The following is a 21471-nucleotide window of genomic DNA, read 5'->3' on the forward strand; positions in this document are numbered from 1 at the left end:
GCTACGGGCGCAGCGCGTCGAGACCGGGCAGATCCCACCGGAGCGGGGTGATGGTCAGCTCGTCGGTGCCATCGGTGGAGGTCATGCCGCTCACGGCGAAGTCGGCGTTCTCGGCGTTGAACCAGTTGTCGTCGGCGAACGTCACCGTCCACGAGGGCTGCGCCTCGAGCCACGCGCGGTACGCCGTCACCCGGTTGCGGGAATCCAGCGTGAGATTGATGCTCGGAGGGTTCGGCGTGGAACCGTCGGTCAGCACCTCGTACTCGACGCCGGCGAACGCGTAGACCATGTCGGCCGGACCCAGCGGCAGCGTCTCGCGCCATCCTGCCGGCAGATCGCCGGCTGTCTGGCTCACGGGGGAGCCGGAGCTGAGGCGGATCTCTGTATCGCCGGTGATCGTCGAGTAGTCCGCGTGGGTCGTGGCGGGGACATCGGGCAGAGTCGCGATCCACCCATCGACCTCGGCGTCGTGCACGCCCTCGACGACGAACGTCACCTCCCGCAGCATGCCGTCGACGCCGATCGCGACCGAGGTCCAGAGCACCGTGAGGCCGGTGAGCGGCGGGATGTCGGTGGTCCAGCTGGCGGGCAGCGGCCACGTCGCGGCGGCCGCGGTCGGCGACGGCGAGGAACTCGGCGCGGGCGTCGCGGCGATGGCGTGGGGCGCTTCGGCACCTGTGTCGGCGGCGGGGCCGGCGGGGCCCGCGGCGCAGGAGGCGAGTGCGAGCGTCGCGATCAGGGCGGCGCTGATCAGGGCGGTGCGGGCGGTGGCGGGGGACGAGAGCATCAGGAGGCCTTCACTGCGTCGAGGTCGGTGCTGCGGAACCAGGCGATCGCGCCGTAGCCCTGGTAGATGAAGAGGCGATCGAACGCCGGGTCGTCGTCGCCGGGCGGGAGGCCGGGCTCGAGTCCGGGGACGTCGCTGGGCGTCGCCGCTCCGGCCGGGCAGTACACGATGCTGGCGCCCGAGCCGGGGTCCTCGGTCGAGGATCCGGCGAAGCAGTCGCCCATCATGCGGTCGTACGCGACGGTGCTGGTGCCCCACTCCGTCTGCGTGGTGCCGAGCACGAGCTCGAAGCAGGGGGCGACGATACCGCACCAGGTGCCGGCCGCATCCTCCCAGCGATCGTCGGGCGCGGCGGTGACGGTGGCGTCGACGAACCAGGCGGGCCGCTCGGTGAGCTCTTCGATGCCGACGTCGTTGATGTGGTCGGAGACGGTCTGCGCGGCCGAGAACAGCGCCAGCCACGTGAGCTTCCCGATCAGCCGGCGGGCCTTCTCGGCACCGCCCGAGACGAAGGCCGCTGCGGCGTCGGCGGATGCGGCATCGTCGGCGTCTTCCGCGACGGAGCGCGCCACATCCGATGCGGCGTTCTGCAACGCGTCGGAGTCGAGCGCTTCGAGGCAGGTCGAGATGCTGCCCGCGAGCTCGGACCACGCGGTGCCGGCGGACCACTGCGTGACATCGCAGTCGCGTGCGAGGAAGAAGACCCCCATCGCGCCAGCGAAGAAGTCCTCGGGGTCGAGCTCCTCGAGCGCCGCGCCGAGGAAGCCGGAGAGCAGCACCTGGGGGAAGGCGGGCAGCGGATACTCGACGATGCGGTCGGTCGAGGTCTGCTGGTGCGACGCGCGCACGGTGGCCTCGTCGACGCTCAGCGAGTAGGTCTGCCCGGGCAGGATGAACGCACCGGGGTTCAGGAGCAGGTCGACGCCGCTGGCGATCGCGCTGTAGGCGGCGCCGATGAGCGTCGAGGTGGAGGGCTCGAGGGCATCCATGCCGGCGGATGCGGGGACGATGCCGTCCGCGACGCGCACCGGGAAGCCGTAGGAACGGTTGGCGGATGCCCGCACCTGCAGGAGCGAGGGGTCGACCGGGTCGGGGCCGACGCAGATGAGGACGGCGGCGTTTCCGCCCTCGATACCGAGGCCCTCGATCATGGCGTTGTCGGAGGTGAAGGTGTCGGCGACCCACGGCACGGCGCCGTCGGCGTCGGGCTCGCAGGCGGGGGTGTCGGCGCCGGTGCCCAGCAGGTCGCGCTGCACGCGCATGAACCACTGCGAGCCGAGCGCGAAGTCCTCGCCCCAGTCGGCGATGACGCGGTCCCAGTGCTCGCCGGCGGCATCCGCGATGTCGGTGATCGCAGCTCCGGCCTCGTCGATGCCGTCCACCACGGCGTCGACGGCGTCGCCGACGCCCCCGATGACGACGGTCCACACCTGGTCGGCGGGGTAGAACGCCGCGCTCGCCGATGCGGGCGGCGCGGCGACCAGGGTGCGCTGGTCGGCCTCGACGCGGGTCGCGACCGGGGTCCACTGCCCGATCGTTGTGTCGAGGTACGCGAACGTCGCGAAGGCGCCGTCGGGAAGGTCGAGAGGCAGCAGCAGATCGAAGCTGACGGCGCCGTCGCGCACCTCGTGGTTGGCGACCACGAAGGGCTGCATCGCCACGTAGCCGGCGGGGGAGAGGTCGGTGAGCGCCTCCAGCTGGGCCTCGTCGAGGGGTGCGGTGTTCACCGCCACGGCGTCGCCGTCGATAGATACTCCGACGGGAATGGACGAGTTCCCCGGGCGTTGCCCGCCGATCCACACCACCGCGAGGACGACGATGACGGCGGCGACGATGGTCGCGGCGACGATGCTCAGGATGAGGGTGCGGCGGCCGCGTCGGGCGGGTGCGGCGGGGGTCGGGTCGAGATGGCTCACACATCCGACGCTAGGAGTCGGCGCCACGGCGACATCGCCGTTCGGGGCCGCATCCGCCGCATCCGGACAACTCCGGACACGGCATCGCGAGCGGGCCGCGGCTCCCACCCTGTTCACTCGTCGCTTATGCAGGGTCCCCGCTCCCGGCTTGCAGCTTTTGCGACGAGTGGGCGGTGGCGGTGGGCGCGCGGGCGCCGTACGCGGCGCTGTGCGCGGGCGCTGTTCATTCGTCGCGAAGGCGCGGTGGGCGCGCGCGGCACCGCACGTTTGCGACGAGTGAGCTGGGTCGTGTGTGCGGCGGGCGAGGGTCTCAGTCGCGCGGGGCAGAGGGCGACGCGGCGCCGGGGCATGCGGCGCGAGGCCATGGGGCCCACCCGGCGGGGATGCTGCGGAGGCGTGGTTCCGCCTCGCTCACCCGCGCCGCCGGAATGTCGTCCGCGCGAGATCGTCCGCCGTGTCCGGTGCCGGCGGGGGAGGTCCCGATGTCGTCGGGGTAGGTGAGGCTGAAGGTCACCCAAGGCTCCGGCGTGCGCTCGATGCTCTCGCGGTAGTCGCCCGCGACGATGGCGAGCACGTGCCGCTCGAGGCCGTCGGCCTCGGCTTCCCACGTCGAGTCGCACGCGTCGCATCCGCACACGGGGTACAGGAAATCGGTCAGGAGCCCGGCGTGCAGATGGAGGCCCGGGTAGTCCGTGAAGATGAACGTGAGCGGTGCGCACGCCGGGTCGTTCGGTCGCACTCGCACGGCGCGAAGGACGGCGTTGAAGGGCGGGCGGAGCAGATCCGTCGCGACCTCGACGCCCTCGTCGATGTGGACATCGTAGGTGTCGCGGAGGTGCGCGATGAGCGCGTCGGCAACGGTGTGAAGAGGCGCGAACCGCTGCGGATGGGTCTCGACCGAGTACGTGTGCTCCGGCGGCGACCCGGTCCAGCGGCGTCCGTAGTCGATGACCTCGCCGTGCTCGTCGCGGAACACCGGCGCATCAATCGCCGGACGCCGATAGGAACTCACCCGCCCATCCTCGCGCACCGGCGTGACGTGGGCGCGCGTGGTGGATGCGGTGCCGTGCAGGTGCGGTGCGTGCAGGGGGTCATCCCGTTCGCTCGTCGCAAAGGCGGAGTGTTCCAGTCCCGCATCCCGCCTTTGCGACGAGCGCGCAGGGGAGAGTTGCGCGAGGGGCGCGAGCAGGCAGGCCAGGTTGCGCGAGGGGGCGTTGCGTGGCGCGATGTTCTGTTCATTCGTCGCGATGGCGGGGTGTTCTGGTTCCGCACCCCGCTTTTGCGACGAGTGAGCACGGAGGCGGGCAGGGCAGAGGGGCGCGAGCGGGCAGGGGATGGCTGCGCGAGGGGGCGATGCATGGCGCGATGTTCTGTTCGCTCGTCGCAATGGCGGGGTGTTCTGGCTCCGCACCCCGCTTTTGCGACGAGTGAGCAAGGAGGCCACGAGTGAGCAAGGGCGGTGGCGAGTGCGTCAGAAGGCGATGAGTGCGCAAAGGAGAGCGATGAGTGAGCACGAAGGCGATGAGTGAGCACGAAGGCGACGTGTGAGGACCAAGGCGACGAGCGAGCACGGGGGCGACGAGCGAGCACGGGGGCGACGAGTGCGACGGGGGCGACGAGTGCGCACGGGGCGACGAGTGAGCGAGGGAAGAAGCGCGGCGGTGAGGGCGAGCTACCGGGCGAGAAGCGGGGTGCGGGCAGAGCTCTCCCACGGTGGCGGACCGTCGGGGTCGCCCCGGGCGTCGGTCATCGCGTCGCGGTAAGGGGACTGCTCGTCGTCGGGGACGAAATGCACCGCGGGTGGTGGGGGTTGGTCGGTGTAGGTGGCGCCGAGGGGAGAGGTCCATTCGACGAGGCCGCCCTCGAGCATCCGCACCCTCCAGGCGGTGAACTGCTTCATCGAGTGGTGCCGTTGGCAGAGGCACTGCAGGTTGTCGACGTGGGTGGGGCCGCCGTGGGCCCAGTCGCGCACGTGGTCGATCTCGCACCGGATGGCGGGGGCCGGGCACCCGGGTGCGCGACACCGCCCGTCGCGGGCGGTGATCTGGCGGCGCAGGACCGGAGGGATGTCGCGGCGGTCGGTGGCGAGCACCTGGCCGGTGATGGGGTCGGTGAGCAGGCGATCCCAGCCGGTGGCCGAGCCGCCGGCCAGGCGGCGGGCGGTGTCGGCGTCGATGGGTGCGCGGCCGGCGAGGTCGGCGGGGGAGTCGTCGGTGCCGAGCAGGGTGAGGGCGGGAACGACCACCTGCACGTGCGCGCGGATGGCACCGAGTGTGCCGGGCCCGTCGTCGCTGCGGGTGGGATCGGCGCCGGGTTGGGCGGTGAGGGCCATGTCGGCGAGCACGTCGGCGCGCACCTGGTCGATCGTGCGGGTGTCGGTGGCGTAGGCGATGTCGTCGGGGTTGTCGGGCAGGCCGGCGGCGCGGGTCTCGCGCAGTCGCTCGGCCGCCTGGGTGCGGAGGTCGGCCAGGGCGCGGGCCATGCGGGTGGCGCGGTCGTAGATGCCCTCGCCGATGATGGTGGGCACGATCAGCCCGAGCTGGCTCATGCCGTCGGCGAGAGGAGTGAGGAAAACCCGGCGACCCTCCCGCGCCTCGGCATGACGCTCGGTGAGGCTGCGCGGATGCAGGCGCTGGGCGAGGATCTCGAGCCCGGCGCGCACGCGGCCGGGGGTGTCGGCCTCGCACCGCCGCACCGCTTCGGCCTCGAACGCCGCGCGCGCCTCGGGCGGGAGCACCGCGCCGGTGTCGGTGATGAGACGCACGTGCCCCTCGTGGATGCGGCCCTCGGTGAGCGCATCGAGGGTGAGCGGGTAGTCGTCGGCCAGTTCGGCGGCGGCGTTCATGCGCCGCTGCATGGTGCGGTCGGAGACGCGAAGGCGGGCGGCCAGTTCGAGGGCGATCGCGCGCTGGGCCATGTCGTGATCGCGCACCCGGCGCGGTGACCCCGCGCTCTGCTCGCGGGCGAGCTTCTCGGCGCGGGCGAGCGCACGCGTCAGCTGCGCCTTGGCGGCGGCGACGGCCGCATCCGCCTGCTCGACGGCGTGCGCGATCTCGCTCAGCGTGGCCTGGTCGGCGTCGCTGAAACCGATGATCCCGTCGCTGCGCATGGCACCCTCACTGAGTCGGCGGCAACGCGGGTGCGTTGTCGCTGCTCGCCGGGGCACTCGGCGATGGAACGGATCGAGAGCGGTTGCTTTCGACCTGCCATAAGTCTCGCATCGACCTCCGACATCGTCGGCTCGGATGGCGTCTCCCGTCGCGCGACGTGCGCCGGAGTATGCGCCGACGCGAGCACGCGCCTCGCGGGTCGGATCGGAGGGATCCCTCCGGCGGCTGAGCTGGCCACGGCCTCGCGAAGCCACAGGGTGTTCCGCGGCCCCACGTCACGCCTGTCAAGGAGGTGTGCGTCTGCCCGATTCCGGATGGCGATCGTTAGGATTTTTCATATGAGTGACTCGTCGGCGACCGCTGTTCCGCTGTGGCTCACGCGGGTCGTGTGGTCGTTCGCCATCGGGATCGCCCTGCTCGGGATCGTGGTGGCGATCGCGTCGAGCAGCTTCTGGCCGTTGATCTGCATCGCGGGACTTGTGCTCCCGCTGTTCCCGATCGGAACGCCTCGAACGACCCGCAGCACCGCCCGCGACGCCTGACGCGGCGCCCGCCTGACGCGGCGCGACGCTTCACGCGACGCCCGCCCGCGACGCCTGACGCCGCGACGCCTGACGCGACGCCTGACGCGGCGCCCGCCCAGCGCGGTTCGCGCGCCCGATGCAACGCCCAGCACGCCCCGCGCTACATCCGGATGTCACGCAGCTCGAGTGCGAGGCCGGGTAGCGTGCCGGCATGTCGCCTCAGCCCGCTGCCACGCACATCCCCGGTATCCCCGTGACGCGAGGAAGGCAGGCCGTCACGACGGTGGGCGCCGGCCTGATGTTCGCGGTCGCGCCGTTGGCCGTCGTCTTCGTCGTGGTGCTCGAGATCGCGGGTGCGACGTCGGCGTGGCAGGTCGTCGTGGAGGTGAGTGCCGGGTTCCGCACCGCGTCCGCGACACTGCTCGCGGTGGTCGCGAGCAGTGTGCTGGTGCTGCGGATCACCTACGCGGTCGTCGATCGGCGTGAGCTGAACGTCATAGAGCACGCCGCGGCCGAGAGGCGATTCGAGATGGGCGCGGTCTTCTGCGTGCTGATCGCGGTGCCGTTCGGGGCCATCGCCGTGCCGGCCATGGTGGTGCGCGTGGATCGGGTGGGCGAGGCGGTGGGCGTCGTGGCGGTCGTCGGGCTCACGTGCTACTTCGCGTTCTGGGTGGGCGCGTCGTGGGCTCCCAACGCGCCGGTGCAGAGGGAGCGCATCCTGGCGTCCCGGGAGCGAGCGTCGGCGCGGGTGGGCGCGGCATCCGGTGCGCGCGCCGTCACGATCGGCAGGGCGTGGTGGGCGCTCGCCGCCTGGGTGGTGGCCCTCATCGTGGGCCTGCCCGCAAGCGCTGCCGTCGCCATGATCGTGCTGAACTCGGATGCCGACTCGATCTGGACGACCGTCTGGCTCGTCGTCGTCCTGGTGGCGAGCAGCTGGTACGGCGTCTTCCTGGTGCAGGGCGCGCGCTACTTCGGGCGCGGCGTGGTCGGCTGGCTGGTGCGCGTGGCGGGCGTCGTGTTCGCCGGGGCCGGCTGGCTCGCGATGACGGCGGTGCAGATCGTGGGCTGGGCTCGCACGCAGGATGCCGGATGGGTCTGGTGGGGACTGGCGTTTCTGCTGGTCGGGGTTCTCTTCGTCGCCCTTGCGCTCAGCACGCCGCGGCGGTGGCGCGGGTCGGTCGCCGCCGCGGCGGTCTCGATTCTCGAGCGCAGCGATTGCGACGCCATCGACAGGTGGGACGCGCAGATCACGGAGCTCGACGTGCGCATCGACAGGCACCGGCGCGAGGACGCGCCTCGCGGTCCCATCAGCCGATTCTTCCGGTGGGTGTGCAAACGGTGACGCCGGCCGAACGGGAATCCGTCACGGATCCCCGCGGGCGCGGAGCGGGTCGGCGCGCATGCGGGGGCTCCGAGCCCGCGATAGTCTTCGACGGCCTGCGCCGCGAACGGGCGCGGTGACAGATATGGATGCGGTCGGTGCCATCCGAAAGCGGGATGACGCCGGCGTGATGATCGAGCCGGCGCGTCGACAGGCTCAGCGAGGAGTGACAGTGGGTGGGCTGAAGAACGGTGGACTGGGCGAGGTGCCCCGTGTCGAACGTCCGATCGTGAGCATCGTGCGTCCGGTCATCGGGCTCGTCGTCGCGGGGTTGACCGTCTCGGCGGTGTCGTCGCTCGCCTTGGATCCCGCAGCGAACGACGGGGCGGCGTCGTTCGTGTCGGCGTTCGGTGTTCCCATGGTGGTCGTCGCCCTCACCATCCAGCTCATCGCGCACACGTCGCTCACGGGCCGCCGCGTGCGGTTCGCATCGCTGTGGTGGCCCCTCGCCGCCCTTCCCGTCGGCATCCTCGTTCTCGCCATCCCGCCTATCACGTCGAACCCGGGCTACTTCGGCCCCGCCACTGTTGAGAACCTGCTCGGGACCCTGGGGATCCACGCTCTGCTCATCCTGGTGGGGGTGTTGTTCGGTCCGCTGCTGTGGTTCTTCATCGTGTGGCCCGTGTCGGCCCTCATCGGCGCCATCGTCGGTCTCATCCGCGGCGAGAAGGGCGCCCATGTGCGCCTCATGATGCCGTTGGTGCTGCTCTCTCTCGCGGCCTTCATCCTCTTCGGCGCGGGCGCCCTCGATCTCAGCGGTGCGCTACCGGGCCGCTTCGCCGCCCCGCAGATCGTTCTCGCGCTGCTCGGTCTGCCCGGCACATACGAGGTGCAATCGCCCGTGTTTCTGTGGATGTGTCGGGTCATCCTCGTCGCCCTGGTTCTGGCTTTCGTCATCCCCTGGCTGTCGGCCCGCCGGAAGAGAGGCGCGACAGAGTCGGCCCCGGGCGTTGCCGGGCCGGTCTAATGAACACCGGGCGCTTCTCGACGCGCTCGTGCCGTGCGCGTCTTCGACCAGGGACGGAATTCTGACGCAGCTCCTGGAGGCGGTGTCCGCCATGCCCGCTCACTCGTCGCAAACGCCGGGTCGTTCAGGGTGAGAACCCTGCTTTTGTGACGAGTGAGCGGGGGGGGTGAGCGGGGGGTGGGCACGCTCACGAGGGACGTGAGCGAAGAAGCGGCGGTCGCTCGCGCCCGGAGCGCCCGGAGCGCCACGTAGGGCGGAGGGCAGAGTGGCGGAGCCTGTCGGCCCGCCGGAAGAGAGGCGTGACCGCGTCGGCCCGGGCGTTGCCGCGCCCATGACGCGCTGGCCCTCGGATGCCGCGGTGCGGCATAGTGTGACTCGTCCTTGGGGGGAGCGCACATCGTCGCGACCGAAGCCGCCGGTCGTTCGGTGGCTGGACGATCGAGCGAAGGAAGCTCTCATGACCGACCCGACATCGGCCGACCAGCGTCGCGAAGCGGCGTGGCGTGACCTGCACGATCCGTCGACGCCGCCGCTGGCGCTCGCCCAGATCGCCCGAGCGCAGCCCGACTTCGCGCCGCAGATCGCCCGGCATCCGAATGTGTATCCCGCGCTCGCCGCGTGGGCGGCGCAGCAGAGTGCACCCGTGGCCGCCGCGCCGCCGGTGATCCCGCCCGTGCCTCGGCTTCCGGCTGCGTACGCCGCGGCCCGGCAGCCCGCGCCGGTGGGGCCCGGCCCCATCCCGCCCGGCCCCATCCCGCCCGGCATTCCGATGCAGGCTCCGGAGTCGGCAGGGCGGTTCCGCGCCCTGTGGCTCACCGTGCTCGCCATCGTCGTGGTCGTGCCGACGGTGGCGGGTGTCATCACGACGTTCGTGCCGTACGGCTTCTACTCGGGCTTCGGATGGTGGGCGTGGGCGGCTCTCGTGCCACCGCTGGCGGTGACGGTCGCTGCGGGTGTCGCTGCGCCGACGGTGGGGCGCAGGGTCGGCGGCATCTTCATAGGGCTCGGGGCGACGGTGCTTGCGTTGCTCACGAGCGTCTTCGCGCTCCCGCTGTTCCTCTTGGGGCTTCCCCACGTGGTGATGGTGGTGCTGATGTTCCTCGCGTGGGCGGTCGCACGCCCTCTGCGTGGCGCGGGGTACGCCGCCGTCGGTGTTCTCTTCGTGGCGCAGGCGATCTTCGCGCTGGGCACCCGGTGGGTCGCGTACTGGGTGTACACGAACGATGCGCCGCTCGTCGGCATCGTCGTGCTGCTGATCGACACCGTGGCCATCCGGCTCGGAGTGGTGGCGCTGGCACTGGCATGGTCGCGCATCTCTGAGCGCCACCGGGCGGCGGCGCATCGGGCCACGCCCGAGCACCCCGCATTCGTCGCCCCCGGCGCGACGAACGTGATGGCGATCCTGGCGCTCGTCTTCGCGTTCGTATTCGCCGTGCTGGGCGTGGTGTTCGGCCACATGGCGCTGGGGCAGATCCGCCGCACCGGCGAGAGCGGCCGCGGGCTCGCGATCGCCGGCCTCGTGGTCGCCTACGTGTCGCTCGCCTTCGGCGTGATCATCACCATCGTCTACGTAGTGATTCTGACGTCCGGCGCGTACTACTACTACTGAGCGAGCGGATGCTGTCGCTCGCCGACCAGCGGAATGCCCTTTCGATCTCGGCGTACTCGGCCCAGACACTGCGGGGCGCTGATCGGGCACAGGCGACGAGATCTGAGAAGCCGTGCCCCGATGGCAGTTCTTTCGTCGCGAAAGCGGGGTCCTGGGGCTCCGGCACCCCGCTTTCGCGACGAGTGAACTAAGACGGGTGAGCCGTGGCGATTGAGCAACGACGGGCGAGCAACGACGGGTGGGCTACGACGGGTGAGCTGCGACACCCGGTGGGACGATCCGATCGGGGAATGATGGTGAGTGGACTAAGGACGGGTCGCTTCATGGCCGTTCAGCAAGAACGGCGGTGACATCCTCCATGGCGCGCACCCACGCAACCGCGCGTATGGACGCTATGAGGGCGCCAGCTCATGCTGGCGCCCTCATAGCGTCGAACGCGATCAGTTCAGGTGGGGAACACCACCATCGCGCTCACGCACACCGCGGCGATGTAGACGACCGTGAGCGGCACGGTCCACAGCAGCAGTGTGCTCATCTTGTAGCGACCGCTGGCGAAGGTGATGCCGATCGCCGTGTCGAGCGGCAGGATGATGCTCGACAGGGCGCTGAACACCACGGCGATCGCGATGCCGCGCGGGTCGAGTCCGACGGCGGCCGCGGTGGTGACGGCGATCGGGGCCATGATGAACATCGTTCCGTAGTTGGAGCCGGTCAGGTTGGCCAGGAGCACCGTCGCGAACGCGAAGACGAACACGACAGTCCACCCGTTCGCGGCATCTCCCATCAGCGCCTGAAGCCCGGTTCCCAGCGCCTGGCCCACGCCCTTGTCGGACATGATCTGTGCGAGACCGAACACGCCGGCCAGGAGGAAGACGATGCTCATGCTCAGGGTCGAGCGCACGGCTTGCGAGCTCATGGCCTTGGTGACCAGCAGGACGAGGACGCCGATCACGGGGATGACCGCGAGATAGTCGCCGAGAGCGCTGGCGAAGAAGACCGCCGCGATGACACCGAGGAAGACGATGTAGATCACGATCTGGTGGAACGTCGACAGGGGTGCGCCCTCGGTCTCGTCCTCGGCCGCGCCCTCGCCGGCGGCGATCGGGCCGCGGGGGAGGAACCGATAGGTGAGCAGCATGTAAACGATGGCGATGATGATGGGCGCCAGGCCGATCAGCAGGAAGTGCTCGATGCCGACGGTGGAGTCCAGCCCCGCGGTCTCGAGGAAGCCGTTGACGAAGACCACTCCCAGCAGCGCGACCCCGATCGGGAGCTTGCCCTGGGCAAGGTTCGAGAGGGCGCCGAGGGGGAGGAGCATTTGGCGCGCGGTGACGGGACCGGCGGGTGGCAGGGTGCTCAGCAGCACGATCGTCAGGAGGACCGCGGGCCCGGGCTGCATGAGGTTGGCGAGAACGATGACAGCCAGGATCAGCGCGCCGAACAGCACGACGCCGCTCGTGCGTCGCTGTAGCGCCAGCACGCCGCGTTGGATATGGGAGACGACGGGTGTCTTCGAGAAGGCGTTGCTGATGACCAGGAACGCCGCTGTGATGATCAGATAGGGATTGGTGAACCCCGAGAAGGCCTGCGGGATCGTGACGATGTTGAGCGCGGCGAGCACTGTCACGGCCGCGATGGGTGGGAAGCCCAGGTCGAACTTGCCGGAGATCATCGCGACGATCATCAGACCGAGCACGATGAGGATGATGGTGACGTCCATGAGGGGCCTTCCTAAAGGCGGGAGATCAGGAACTCGTACGCGAAAGCGTCGACTTCGGGGCCGAGCGAGGGGCCGTGGGCACCGCGCGAGTACGTGAGGTAGGTGGCATCCGCGCCGGCGTCGACCAGGGCGTCATAGAGGTTTTCGCTGTGCGCGAGGGGGACGAGGGCGTCCTTCCCGCCGTGAAGGATCAGGATCGGCGGGTGTGCGCCCGAGACGTGTGTGATCGGGCTGAAGCGTCGGAGCACCTCGAGGTAGTCCTGCCCCTCCCCCTCGGTCCATAGGCGCTCGAGCGACCGTCCGTCGTGGCGGGACCGGTCGTAGCCGAGCACTACCTCGAACATCCCGACATCGTCGGAGGCGAAGATGTCGTCGACCTCGCTGCCGGAGGTGTCTCGGGCACCGGTCGAACGCGCCATCGAGACGAGGTCGCTGGGGCCGTAGTAAAGGACGGCGGCGGCGACCGAGGGATCCTGATCGAGGTCGTCGCCGACCCGACCGTCGATCTCCGGGTCGCCGTGGGTCAGGGCGACCATCGCCGACAGGTGGGCGCCGGCCGAGTTGCCGAGCACGCCGACGCGCGCCGGGTCGATGAGGTACTCATGCCCGTGCGCCTTGAGGTGACGGATGAGTGCCTTCGCATCGTGCACGCACGCGGGGAAGGCCGCCTGCTGCACGAGTCGGTAGGACGCCGACACGACGGTCAGCCCGCGCTCGGTCAGCTCGGCGAGATCGCGCATGTACACGGCCTTCTGGCTCGTGCGCTGCTTGTAGTCGCCGTCCATCCATCCGCCGCCGAAGAAGTAGACGACACACGGCCCCGGTTCGGTCTGCGCGGGGTTCTGATACACGTCGAACCGCAGGTTCATCGTGCTTCCGTCGTCGAGGGGGACGGATGCCAGAAACACATCCTCGTAGCGCGGGGCGCGGAGAGGGGGCGCCAGAGGTTTCACCGGCGGCGGTTCGTAACCGCTGGGCTTCGGACCACTCACAGATCTGTTCTCCTTCGAACGTGGCGGCACGACTCAGTGCCAGGAGCAACCTACTCGCTCCTGCGTGTTACGCGCAACACCTGTTCTCAAGTGCGCATTTCGCGCGTGAAGTTGCTCCTGCGCTCGATATGCTGGTGACACCGGTCCGCGCGGGTCGGCTCCGGGCTCGAGAAAGGACGAGGATGTCCAAGGCTGTAGTTCGTCGGGAAGAGATCGGTCGCTTGGCCTCGTCCGGAGGCCTGGCGAGCGTCGAGGAGCTCTCGCGGGCCTTCGGCGTGACGCCCTCGACCATCCGTCGTGATCTGGCTCATCTGACCGAGAGCGGCGTGCTGGCCCGCACGTACGGCGGGGCGATCGCACTGCCCACGCATGCGGAAGCGCCGCTCAGCGACCGTCGGTCTGACGCCCATTCCGCCAAGCGTGCGATCGGGCTGTGGGCGGCGGCGCAGGTGCGGGTGGGGCAGAGTGTGCTGCTCGACGCGGGCACCACGACCGCCGAGCTGGCCTACGCCCTCCGGGAGACCTCGCCCCTTCGCGTCGCCACGATCGGCCTGACCCCTCTCGAGGCGATCTCGGGAGCGACAGGTGTCGAGGTCGTGTGCCTCGGGGGTCATCTGCGCGACATCTCACAGGGGTTCGAGGGGCCGATCACGGAGATGGCGCTCGAGCAATTGAGTTTCGATGCCGTTTTCCTCGGATGCGACGGCGTGACGGCGGAGCGGGGGATCTGCGAGGCCAGTATCGCGCAGACCCGGCTGAAGGAGCTGATGGTGCGCTCCTCCGTCGTCACCTACGTGCTCGCCCACGCGGCAAAACTCGGCTCGGCGCCGTTCAATGCGTGGGTGCGGATGCCGTCGTCCTGGACGCTCGTGACCGATGAGGCTGCGACCGACGCGCAGGTCGCCTCGTTCGAGAGACGGGGTGTTCGCGTCATCGTGGTGGACGCGACAGGCAGCGAGATCCCTCATTTGAGTGCGTAAATCACGCAATTTAACTCTCTTGTTGCGTGTTCTGCGCTTTTCTGTCAGGGTGAATCCGCACCCCCGCGCTGTCCGCCCCGCACGAGATGAGGTCGTCGATGACCGCCACCCCCACCGAGTCCGCACGCCTCGTCCTCGGGTCGATGACATTCGGCGACACGGTCGACGCCGCGACGGCGGCGGAGATGATCCGTGTCGCGACCGACGCCGGCATCCGGATGATCGACACCGCCAACGGTTACGCCGGTGGGGCCACCGAGGTGATGCTCGGCGAGCTGCTTCCCTCCCTGGCGCCGACGCTGCGCGTGGCGACGAAGGCCGGAATGCCGCATCCCGACGCGGGCGACGATTCCCCCCTGTCCCCGCGGGCGCTGCGTCGAAGCGTCGAAGGGAGTCTCCGCCGACTGCGTCGTGACGCGGTGGACCTGTTCTACCTGCACCAGCCCGACCGTCTCTCACCGCTCGACGACACGCTCGGCACTGTCGCCGATCTCATGGCGGAGGGGAAGATCGCCTCCTACGGTGTCTCGAACTTCGCGGCGTGGCAGATCGCGCAGATCCACCAGATCGCGGATACCACCGGGATGCAGCGTCCGGTCGTGGCGCAGCAGCTCTACAATCTCGTCGCCCGACGGATCGAGGCGGAGTACACCGATTTCGCCCGCTCGACCGGACTGCGCACGATGGTCTACAACCCGCTCGGCGGTGGCCTGCTGAGTGGCGCCCACTCCCTCGACCACAAGCCGGAGAGCGGGCGTTTCGGTGACAGCCGGCTCGCGGCGATGTACACGCAGCGGTACTGGAACGACGATCTTCTGGAGGCCGTGCGTCAGCTCACCGCCGTCGCCGACGACGCCGGCATCCCGCTCAGCGAACTCGCTCTGCGCTGGCTGCTGAGCTCCGCCGACGTCGACACTGTTCTCCTGGGCGGCTCGAAGGTCGCGCACCTTCGCGCGAACATCGCTGCCGCCGCTCGCGGCCCGCTGCCGGCAGCCGTCATCGCCGCGTGCGATCGCGTCGGTGCCCACCTGGCCGGGCCCATGCCCGCTTACAACCGCTGAGCAGACCCCGGAGGAACGACGATGACCACCCACGACCTGGCACGGAAGCTGCGAGCGGGCGAGACCGCCCTCGGCTACTGGATCGTGCTCGACAATCCCGCCGGCACCGAGCGCATCGCGCGCGCCGGGTACGACTACGTCGCCCTCGACGCACAGCACGGGCTCTTCGGCTACCAGGGCATGCTCAACGGCCTCCTCGCGATCGACGCGTCCTCGCGCGCCGCCGGCGTCGTGCGCGTCGCCGCGAACGACGCGACGCACATCGGCCGCGCCCTCGACGCGGGAGCGGTGGCGGTCATCGTCCCCCTCGTCAACACGGCGGAGGACGCCGCGGCCGCTGTCGCTGCGACGCGCTATCCGCCTCTCGGCATCCGGTCGTACGGTCCGATGCGGTCCGCGCTGCGGGTGGGCCCGGTCCCCGCGGAGGCGAACGAGCGCATCCTGGTCTTCGCGATGATCGAGACACCGGACGGACTCGCGAATGTCGAGGCGATCGCGGCGACCCCCGGTCTCGATGGGCTGTACGTCGGCCCGTCAGACCTCACCATCGCGCTCGGCGGCACATCCCCCGCCGATGCATCGGTACAGCCCGCCTTCGATGAGGCCCTTCGCCGCGTCCTCGCCGCGTGCGAGGCGAACGATCTCATTCCCGGAATCCACACGGCCGCGGGCGCCGTCGCCCACCGTCGGGTCGGCGAGGGCTTCCGCTTCGTCACCGTGGCATCCGACGTCGTCCACCTCGAACAGGCCGCGCAGTCGCACCTCGCGGCCGCGAAGGGCGAGGCAGCGCGATGAACGACGAGCCGTCCCGCTACGACCGACAGGCCGATGTCCCCGCCCGATTCGATCCGGCGTGGCTCGACGGTTGCCTGCACCCCGTCGAAGGCAAGGATGGACGCGCCGCGGCGTACCTCTCGACACCCGCGGTACAGAACCATGCGGCCTTCCTCGAACGGCTTCCCGGGGGTGACCTGGGCCTGGTCTGGTTCGGGGGAACGCAGGAGGGGGTCAGCGACATCGGCATCTGGTTCTCGCGACTCTCGGCGGGTTCTGACCGGTGGACCGATGCGATCGCGGTCTCGGACGATCCGACGCGCTCCGAGCAGAACCCCGTGCTGTTCAGCGCCCCCGGGGGCGAGGTCTGGCTCCTGTACACCGCGCAGTCCGCGGGCAACCAGGACACCGCCGAGGTGCGGCGGCGCATCTCGACCGACGGCGCTCGCACGTGGGGAGAGGCCGAGACCCTGTTCCCCGCCACGGAGGAGGGCGGAATATTCATTCGCCAGCCGCTCGTGGTCACCCGGTCTGGCCGCTGGCTGCTCCCGGTCTTCCACTGCGTGTCGAGACCCGGCTCGGCATGGGACGGCGGGCTCGACACCAGCGCCGTGATGATCTCGGACGACCACGGTGTGCACTGGCGCGAGGTCGCGGTTCCCGACAGCACGGGATGCGTGCACATGAGCATTGTCGAGCGGCCCGACGGCTCTCTCCACGCGCTCTTCCGCAGCCGCCGGGCGGACGCCATCCACTGGTCGGAGTCCTTCGACGACGGCGAGACGTGGACAGTACCCGAGGCGACCGAGCTGCCCAACAACAATTCGTCCTTGCAGCACCGGACGCTCGCCGACGGCCGGCTGATCGTGGTCTACAACCACAGCAGCCGGCGCGACGCCCGAGGGCGCCGGGAGAGCCTCTACGACGAGATCGACGAGGGCGGTATCCGCGACGTCATCTTGCCGCCGTCGACGGATGCCGCGGCGGCGCAGACGCGGTTGGCTCCAGGAGAGCCGTTCTGGGGCGCTCCGCGTGCACCGCTGAGCGTCGCCGTCTCGTCGGACGGCGGGCGCACCTTCCGGGTCGTGGGTGATCTCGAGCAGGGCGACGGGTACTGCCTGAGCAACAATTCGCGAGACGGGGTGAATCGCGAGTTCTCGTACCCGGTGCTCCTGCCCGCCCCCGATGGCAGCGTCGACGTCGCCTACACCTACTTCCGACGTGCGATCAAACACGTGCGTCTCGCCGCGACCTGGGTGCGGGCGGACGCGTGAAGACCGCGCCTCGCTCCGTCGGGCTCGTCGCCGACGACCTGACGGGCGCTGCGGACGCCGCTGTCGGCTTCGCCGAGGCGGGGTGGCGCACCGAGATCGTGCTCGATGTCGCTGCGCTGGCGAGCGGGACGGATTCGGACGACCGCCCCGTGCTGCTCGCCGTCGACGCCGAGACGCGTCACATGGGCTTCGACGACGCTCGCTCGGCCACAGCGACCGTCGTCTCGGCGCTGCGCACGGCCGGGGCCGAGCGCCTGTTCCTCAAAATCGATTCCACCATGCGCGGCTCGGTATCCGCGCAGGTCGAGGGGGGGCTCGACTCCTGGTCGCGTTCGGGGGCACCCGCCACGGCGGCGGTGTGTCCCGCGTTCCCGGCGCACGGACGCGTCGTCGTCGACGGGGAGCTCCTCGTCGACGGCCGGCCGGTCCACCTGTCGCCGGCGGCGGACGATCCTGTGGCCCCGGTCACGATGGCGTCGATGTCCGTCCTCGTACCGGCGGGAACACGTGCCTCGGTCGAGGAGGTCGGTGCCGTTCCGATCGCGCTCCTCGACGCCCGGACCGACGAGGATCTCGAAGGCATCGCCGCTGTGCTCGCGGAGGTCGAGGCGTCGGTCGTCGCCGTCGGCTCCGGGGGGCTGTCGGCCGCACTCGCCACGCGGTGGCAGGTCGGCGCGGCGTCGACACCTCAGCCCACGGCGCCGGGCGTTCTCTTCGCGGTGAGCTCCCTGCATCCGGTGTCGCGAGCGCAGGTTGCGCACGTGCGCTCGCGTCTGGGAGCCCATGACGACCTCGTTCTCGCGCCCGACGAGCTTCTCGCCGACGCGGCAGCCGCGGTCGAGGTCTTCGCGTCGGAGGTGGCCGAAGCGCTCGCGCGCCGGCCGTTCGGGGCGCTCGTCCTGGTCGGCGGCGACGGCGCGGCCGCCGTCCTCCGTCGCCTTCGCGCGCAGCGCGTCGTGATCGGCGCGCAGGTGCTCCGCGGCTGTCCCAGCGGTGCGATCGCAGGCGGAGCGGCAGATGCCCTGACGATCGTCACCAAATCGGGGGGCTTCGGCGACCCGACCACCCTCTCCACCTTGCTCGATCTGCTCGGCACCGCCGCGCAGCCCGCATCCCTCACCTCCTCTTCTTCGAAGGAACGCCCATGACCTCCTCGCACAAGCCCGTCCTCGCCCTGACGCTCGGCGACGTCGCCGGAATCGGCCCCGAAATCACCGCGAAGACCTTGCTGCGGCACCCGGAACTTCGCGACGTCTGCGTTCCTGTCGTCATCGGCGACGCCGACAGCCTGCGCCGCGGCGCGCGTGACGCGGGTCTCGATCCGCAGGCGGTCCGCGTGATCGCCGACGTCCGCGACGCGACCAACGATCCGGCGCTCATCGAGGTCGTGCAGACCGGCCCCTCCCTCGCCGAGGTCGTGGTGGGCGAGCTCAGCCCGGTGGCCGGGGATGCGGCGTACCGCTTCGTCGTCGAGGCGTGTCGTCTCGCTCGCGAGGGGATCGTCGACGCCATCGTCACCGCTCCGCTGAACAAGGCCGCGATGCACGCGGGCGGGCACACGTGGCCCGGACACACTGAGCTGCTCGCCCATGAGTTCGGTGTCGACAACTACAGCCTCGTGCTCTCGGCTGGGGATCTGTACTTCTTCCACCTCACCGCTCACGTGTCGCTGCAGCAAGCCATCGCCGACACCACGCCCGAGCGCACCGACGACATCTTCGCGCTCGCGGGCGCCTTCGCCGAGGCGCTCGGTTCTCCCGACGAGCCGATCGGCATCTGCGGGTTGAATCCGCACGCGGGGGAGAACCGGATCTTCGGAGACGAGGATGCCGACGTGCTCGCGCCCGCCGTGGAGCGGGCTCGCACGAAGGGCATCAACGCCCACGGCCCGATCCCGGCCGACGCGCTCATCCCGGCCGCGGTGAAAGGCAAGTGGAAGATGGTCGTCGCCTGCTACCACGACCAGGGCCACGCGCCCTTCAAGGCGGTGTACGGAGACGACGGTGTGAACATCACGGTGGGTTTGCCGGTGGTGCGCGTCTCGGTCGATCACGGCACTGCGTTCGACATCGCCGGGACCGGGATCGCGCGTGAGGCGAGTCTCGTGCTCTCGTGCGAGCGTGCCGCCAGCCTCGCCCCGCAGTGGGACACGGTTTACCAGGCCGCCCAACGCAGCCGGGTCACCACATGAGCTGTCCCGTCTTCCACAACACGGGCGAGCTGAAAGTCTTTGACGGCTCTGCGAACGCGGCGAATGCGTGCGCCCGGTCGAACCTCGGGAGTAACAGATCGGGCCCTTGTGGCTCGGCATCCATGGTCACGATCAGGAGAGACCCGGCCGCGATGCCCACGAGGAGAATCCCGCGGCCCGCTACCGCTCCCAGAGCCTGCGTGTAGTTCGCGAAGTCGGTGACGGCCAGCGGGTCGCCTCGTTGTCGATACGATCCCCCTATGGCTCGTGGCATGTCGAGAAAAGACCAGAGAGAACAGAAGAAACGCGAAGTGAAGGCGCGCCTGAACTCGTACGCTGAGGCGGACCACGAGCGCTTGATCGAGCGCCTTGCTCGTATGCCTCTGGATGAACGAATCGAGTACATCCGCCACTACAGCCGCGACGGCCTCCACTTCGGAAGGCTCCTTCACGAAGCCAATGCGCAGGCCGATCACAATAGCTACCTGAGGGCATCTGAACAGAGGGCGAACCTCAAACAGGAACAAAGGGAAGCAAAGAGGCAGCTGGAGCGCGAGTGGCGCGAGAAGCAAGATCGACCTCCGCAATTAGACGACTCCGACCCCGAAGAACACCTCGAAGCCATCATGCGGAAGGCTCAGGAGTTCGACGCGAGCTACGCCCCGCCCTTCTATGACGAGGCTCCACCAGCCGTCGATGACGTTCCCCTGAGCGACGTGGCACTTCCTCGGCACATCCCCGAGCCCGAGCTAGAGTCCTATGGCTCACGGGCCTCCGATCCGCTCTGGATCGAGAAGGCGGCTGCCCAGGGCCGCGCTGCTGCGCAGGCGGAGCGAGAAGCGTGGACGAATCGTTTCGCGGTGAAGCAAGAGGCGGAGCGCGCGGCTCGCGAAGCTCGGACGGCTGCTCGCCGTACTGAGCAAGACGCGAAGCGTGGCGTCATGAGGCAGGCGCGACAGGATGCCGCGCGAGCTTTGGCACGAGCCGTGGAACGCGCAACGGCGGCAGACGCAACAACGTTGAGCGAGCTCGTGCGCGACCCGGAAGGCTGAAGACCTCCGTGCCTTCTTACGGAGGGTGGCCTCTGATGATGCGGTCGAGGTCGTTGTAGAACCGCTCCCAGGTTCGCGTGCACGCGCACGGCGACGCAGGAGTCTCCGCCGGGGGAGTCGCCGCGCGGGTGCCCACCGTGAGACCCACGCGGATGCTGTCGCGCAGCGGCTCTCGGGACTACCCCTCGATCTCGGCGTAGGCGCGCACGGGGAAGGTGCCGAAGCCTTCGATCTTCGGCGGGACCGCCGTGAAGAACGAACCGTGCTCGGGCAGCTGGTCGAGGCCCGTCAGGTGCTCGACCACGTGCACGCCCGCGGCGAGCAGCTGCGTGTGCGTCGGCCGTGCGCCGCCGGTCTCGGGGCTGGTGTCGTCGATGTTCAGTGAGTCGATGCCGACCAGCACCGCGCCCGCGTCGATGAGCGCCGCCGCGGCCTCTCCGGTCAGGTAGGGGGCGGGGTGGCCGTAGGCCTCGGTGCCGAAGTGCGCGTCCCATCCGGTGTCGATGAGCACGGCCTTTCCTGCCAGGTCTTCGCCCTCGAACGTCCGCGCTCCGACGCCGCGATCGGCGGCGCCCCGCACGTGGAAGACACGGGTGGGCACGCGCACGAGAGAGGCGAGATCGAGCGCCGCGAGGTCGGCGCCGTCGGCGTAGCGGTGGAACGGGGAGTCGAGGTAGGTGCCCGTGTTGCCGATCATGGTGATGATGTCCATCGCGAACTCCGTGCCCGGCGCGTAGCGTTCGCGGGATGCTTCTCGCGTCAGGTACGGCGTGAGTGTCGGAGCGGGCAGCCCGGGGTAGGTGACCATCCCCGCGGTGATGGTGTGGCTGAGGTCGATGAGTCGCGGCATGGAGCGATCCTCGCAGATCGGGGTCGGTTCGCCCGGATGGGGAGGACTACCGAGCGAAGTGCGAACGAACGTCGTCCGCCTGCTCGGGCGAGAGGTGCCAACGCTCGCCCTTCTTGTGCTCGGGGTATGTCTTCCGCAGATAGTTGCGGACTTTGAGGCCCTTGCGCGTCTCGATGTGGCCGAGCTCGTCAGCGAGTTCGGGTGGAGTGATGGGTGTCATGCGCTGAGCCTAGCCACCGCTGGGCGGCGCGCTCGGCTGGCGCTCAGTCGTCTCAGGGTCGCG

At 69.9% G+C, this 21471-nt stretch carries 19 protein-coding genes; 11 read left to right on the forward strand and 8 right to left on the reverse strand.

Going from position 1 to position 21471, the window contains the following annotated elements; translation table 11 throughout:
• Position 1 precedes the first annotated feature (1 nt).
• The 4 genes from AB0N73_RS05910 to AB0N73_RS05925 all read right to left on the reverse strand — a co-directional run bounded on the left by AB0N73_RS05910 (position 2) and on the right by AB0N73_RS05925 (position 5812).
• Positions 2-787: a hypothetical protein gene (locus AB0N73_RS05910; RefSeq protein WP_363561358.1), complete on the reverse strand. Its 786-nt coding sequence runs from the start codon at positions 785-787 to the stop codon at positions 2-4.
• Positions 787-2703, reverse strand: coding sequence for a hypothetical protein (locus AB0N73_RS05915; RefSeq protein ID WP_363561360.1), 1917 nt, complete (start codon positions 2701-2703; stop codon positions 787-789). Before AB0N73_RS05915 ends, AB0N73_RS05910 begins: the two co-directional genes overlap by 1 nt.
• Before the next feature lie 310 nt (positions 2704-3013).
• Positions 3014-3715: a DUF6226 family protein gene (locus tag AB0N73_RS05920; protein WP_363561362.1), complete on the reverse strand. Its 702-nt coding sequence runs from the start codon at positions 3713-3715 to the stop codon at positions 3014-3016.
• A gap of 660 nt (positions 3716-4375) precedes the next feature.
• Positions 4376-5812, reverse strand: a complete 1437-nt coding sequence (locus AB0N73_RS05925) for a DUF222 domain-containing protein (RefSeq protein WP_363561364.1) — start codon at positions 5810-5812, stop codon at positions 4376-4378.
• A gap of 339 nt (positions 5813-6151) precedes the next feature.
• On the opposite strand from AB0N73_RS05925, the gene AB0N73_RS05930 reads away from it, so the two are divergent.
• The 4 genes from AB0N73_RS05930 (at position 6152) to AB0N73_RS05945 (ending at position 10294) form a co-directional block, all read left to right on the forward strand.
• Complete coding sequence (locus tag AB0N73_RS05930; RefSeq protein WP_363561366.1) at positions 6152-6355, forward strand: hypothetical protein; 204 nt, start codon at positions 6152-6154, stop codon at positions 6353-6355.
• 193 nt (positions 6356-6548) lie between these two features.
• Positions 6549-7679 carry a hypothetical protein gene (locus tag AB0N73_RS05935; RefSeq protein ID WP_363561368.1) on the forward strand — a complete coding sequence of 377 codons (1131 nt, stop codon included), beginning with the start codon at positions 6549-6551 and terminating at the stop codon, positions 7677-7679.
• Positions 7680-7947: 268 nt separating this feature from the next.
• Complete coding sequence (locus AB0N73_RS05940; RefSeq protein WP_363561370.1) at positions 7948-8685, forward strand: hypothetical protein; 738 nt, start codon at positions 7948-7950, stop codon at positions 8683-8685.
• A gap of 457 nt (positions 8686-9142) precedes the next feature.
• Complete coding sequence (locus AB0N73_RS05945; protein ID WP_363561372.1) at positions 9143-10294, forward strand: DUF4190 domain-containing protein; 1152 nt, start codon at positions 9143-9145, stop codon at positions 10292-10294.
• Between the two features lie 445 nt (positions 10295-10739).
• Here AB0N73_RS05945 and AB0N73_RS05950 read toward each other — a convergent pair whose 3' ends face one another.
• Both AB0N73_RS05950 and AB0N73_RS05955 read right to left on the reverse strand, forming a co-directional pair.
• Positions 10740-12014: an SLC13 family permease gene (locus AB0N73_RS05950; protein WP_363561374.1), complete on the reverse strand. Its 1275-nt coding sequence runs from the start codon at positions 12012-12014 to the stop codon at positions 10740-10742.
• Positions 12015-12025: 11 nt separating this feature from the next.
• Positions 12026-12883 carry an alpha/beta hydrolase gene (locus AB0N73_RS05955; protein ID WP_363561376.1) on the reverse strand — a complete coding sequence of 286 codons (858 nt, stop codon included), beginning with the start codon at positions 12881-12883 and terminating at the stop codon, positions 12026-12028.
• A gap of 305 nt (positions 12884-13188) precedes the next feature.
• Between AB0N73_RS05955 and AB0N73_RS05960 the strand changes: the two genes are divergently transcribed.
• The 7 genes from AB0N73_RS05960 to AB0N73_RS05990 all read left to right on the forward strand — a co-directional run bounded on the left by AB0N73_RS05960 (position 13189) and on the right by AB0N73_RS05990 (position 20338).
• Positions 13189-13986 (forward strand): DeoR/GlpR family DNA-binding transcription regulator, encoded by a 798-nt coding sequence (locus AB0N73_RS05960; RefSeq protein ID WP_363561378.1) that lies wholly within the window; start codon positions 13189-13191, stop codon positions 13984-13986.
• 98 nt (positions 13987-14084) lie between these two features.
• Positions 14085-15047, forward strand: a complete 963-nt coding sequence (locus tag AB0N73_RS05965) for an aldo/keto reductase (RefSeq protein ID WP_363561380.1) — start codon at positions 14085-14087, stop codon at positions 15045-15047.
• 21 nt (positions 15048-15068) lie between these two features.
• Positions 15069-15842: an aldolase/citrate lyase family protein gene (locus AB0N73_RS05970; protein WP_363561382.1), complete on the forward strand. Its 774-nt coding sequence runs from the start codon at positions 15069-15071 to the stop codon at positions 15840-15842.
• Entirely contained in the window at positions 15839-17095 is a 1257-nt protein-coding gene (locus tag AB0N73_RS05975; RefSeq protein ID WP_363561384.1) for an exo-alpha-sialidase, read from the forward strand. The genes AB0N73_RS05970 and AB0N73_RS05975 overlap by 4 nt, the downstream gene beginning before the upstream one ends.
• Entirely contained in the window at positions 17092-18243 is a 1152-nt protein-coding gene (locus AB0N73_RS05980; RefSeq protein ID WP_363561386.1) for a four-carbon acid sugar kinase family protein, read from the forward strand. The genes AB0N73_RS05975 and AB0N73_RS05980 overlap by 4 nt, the downstream gene beginning before the upstream one ends.
• On the forward strand, positions 18240-19286 hold the full coding sequence (gene pdxA, locus AB0N73_RS05985; RefSeq protein ID WP_363561388.1) for a 4-hydroxythreonine-4-phosphate dehydrogenase PdxA: 1047 nt from the start codon (positions 18240-18242) through the stop codon (positions 19284-19286). The genes AB0N73_RS05980 and pdxA overlap by 4 nt, the downstream gene beginning before the upstream one ends.
• 260 nt (positions 19287-19546) lie before the next feature.
• Positions 19547-20338, forward strand: coding sequence for a hypothetical protein (locus AB0N73_RS05990; protein ID WP_363561390.1), 792 nt, complete (start codon positions 19547-19549; stop codon positions 20336-20338).
• A 178-nt stretch (positions 20339-20516) separates the two neighbouring features.
• On the opposite strand, the gene AB0N73_RS05995 is transcribed toward AB0N73_RS05990, so the two are convergent.
• Both AB0N73_RS05995 and AB0N73_RS06000 read right to left on the reverse strand, forming a co-directional pair.
• Entirely contained in the window at positions 20517-21188 is a 672-nt protein-coding gene (locus tag AB0N73_RS05995) for a cyclase family protein (RefSeq protein WP_363561391.1), read from the reverse strand.
• A 46-nt stretch (positions 21189-21234) separates the two neighbouring features.
• A complete protein-coding gene (locus AB0N73_RS06000) occupies positions 21235-21408 on the reverse strand; it encodes a hypothetical protein (RefSeq protein WP_363561392.1) in 174 nt (57 codons plus the stop codon).
• Between the last annotated feature and the right edge of the window lie 63 nt (positions 21409-21471).

The sequence above is a fragment of the Microbacterium sp. NPDC089189 genome (assembly GCF_040685095.1).
Taxonomy (GTDB): Bacteria; Actinomycetota; Actinomycetes; order Actinomycetales; family Microbacteriaceae; genus Microbacterium.

Coding starts and splice junctions, on each gene's coding strand:
- AB0N73_RS05910 (WP_363561358.1), bottom strand. CDS start 787: ATGCTCTCGTCCCCCGCCACCGCCCGCACCGCCCTGATCAGCGCCGCC.
- AB0N73_RS05925 (WP_363561364.1), bottom strand. CDS start 5,812: ATGCGCAGCGACGGGATCATCGGTTTCAGCGACGCCGACCAGGCCACG.
- AB0N73_RS05930 (WP_363561366.1), top strand. CDS start 6,152: ATGAGTGACTCGTCGGCGACCGCTGTTCCGCTGTGGCTCACGCGGGTC.
- AB0N73_RS05935 (WP_363561368.1), top strand. CDS start 6,549: ATGTCGCCTCAGCCCGCTGCCACGCACATCCCCGGTATCCCCGTGACG.
- AB0N73_RS05945 (WP_363561372.1), top strand. CDS start 9,143: ATGACCGACCCGACATCGGCCGACCAGCGTCGCGAAGCGGCGTGGCGT.
- AB0N73_RS05950 (WP_363561374.1), bottom strand. CDS start 12,014: ATGGACGTCACCATCATCCTCATCGTGCTCGGTCTGATGATCGTCGCG.
- AB0N73_RS05955 (WP_363561376.1), bottom strand. CDS start 12,883: ATGAACCTGCGGTTCGACGTGTATCAGAACCCCGCGCAGACCGAACCG.
- AB0N73_RS05960 (WP_363561378.1), top strand. CDS start 13,189: ATGTCCAAGGCTGTAGTTCGTCGGGAAGAGATCGGTCGCTTGGCCTCG.
- AB0N73_RS05965 (WP_363561380.1), top strand. CDS start 14,085: ATGACCGCCACCCCCACCGAGTCCGCACGCCTCGTCCTCGGGTCGATG.
- AB0N73_RS05970 (WP_363561382.1), top strand. CDS start 15,069: ATGACCACCCACGACCTGGCACGGAAGCTGCGAGCGGGCGAGACCGCC.
- AB0N73_RS05975 (WP_363561384.1), top strand. CDS start 15,839: ATGAACGACGAGCCGTCCCGCTACGACCGACAGGCCGATGTCCCCGCC.
- pdxA (WP_363561388.1), top strand. CDS start 18,240: ATGACCTCCTCGCACAAGCCCGTCCTCGCCCTGACGCTCGGCGACGTC.
- AB0N73_RS05990 (WP_363561390.1), top strand. CDS start 19,547: ATGGCTCGTGGCATGTCGAGAAAAGACCAGAGAGAACAGAAGAAACGC.
- AB0N73_RS05995 (WP_363561391.1), bottom strand. CDS start 21,188: ATGCCGCGACTCATCGACCTCAGCCACACCATCACCGCGGGGATGGTC.
- AB0N73_RS06000 (WP_363561392.1), bottom strand. CDS start 21,408: ATGACACCCATCACTCCACCCGAACTCGCTGACGAGCTCGGCCACATC.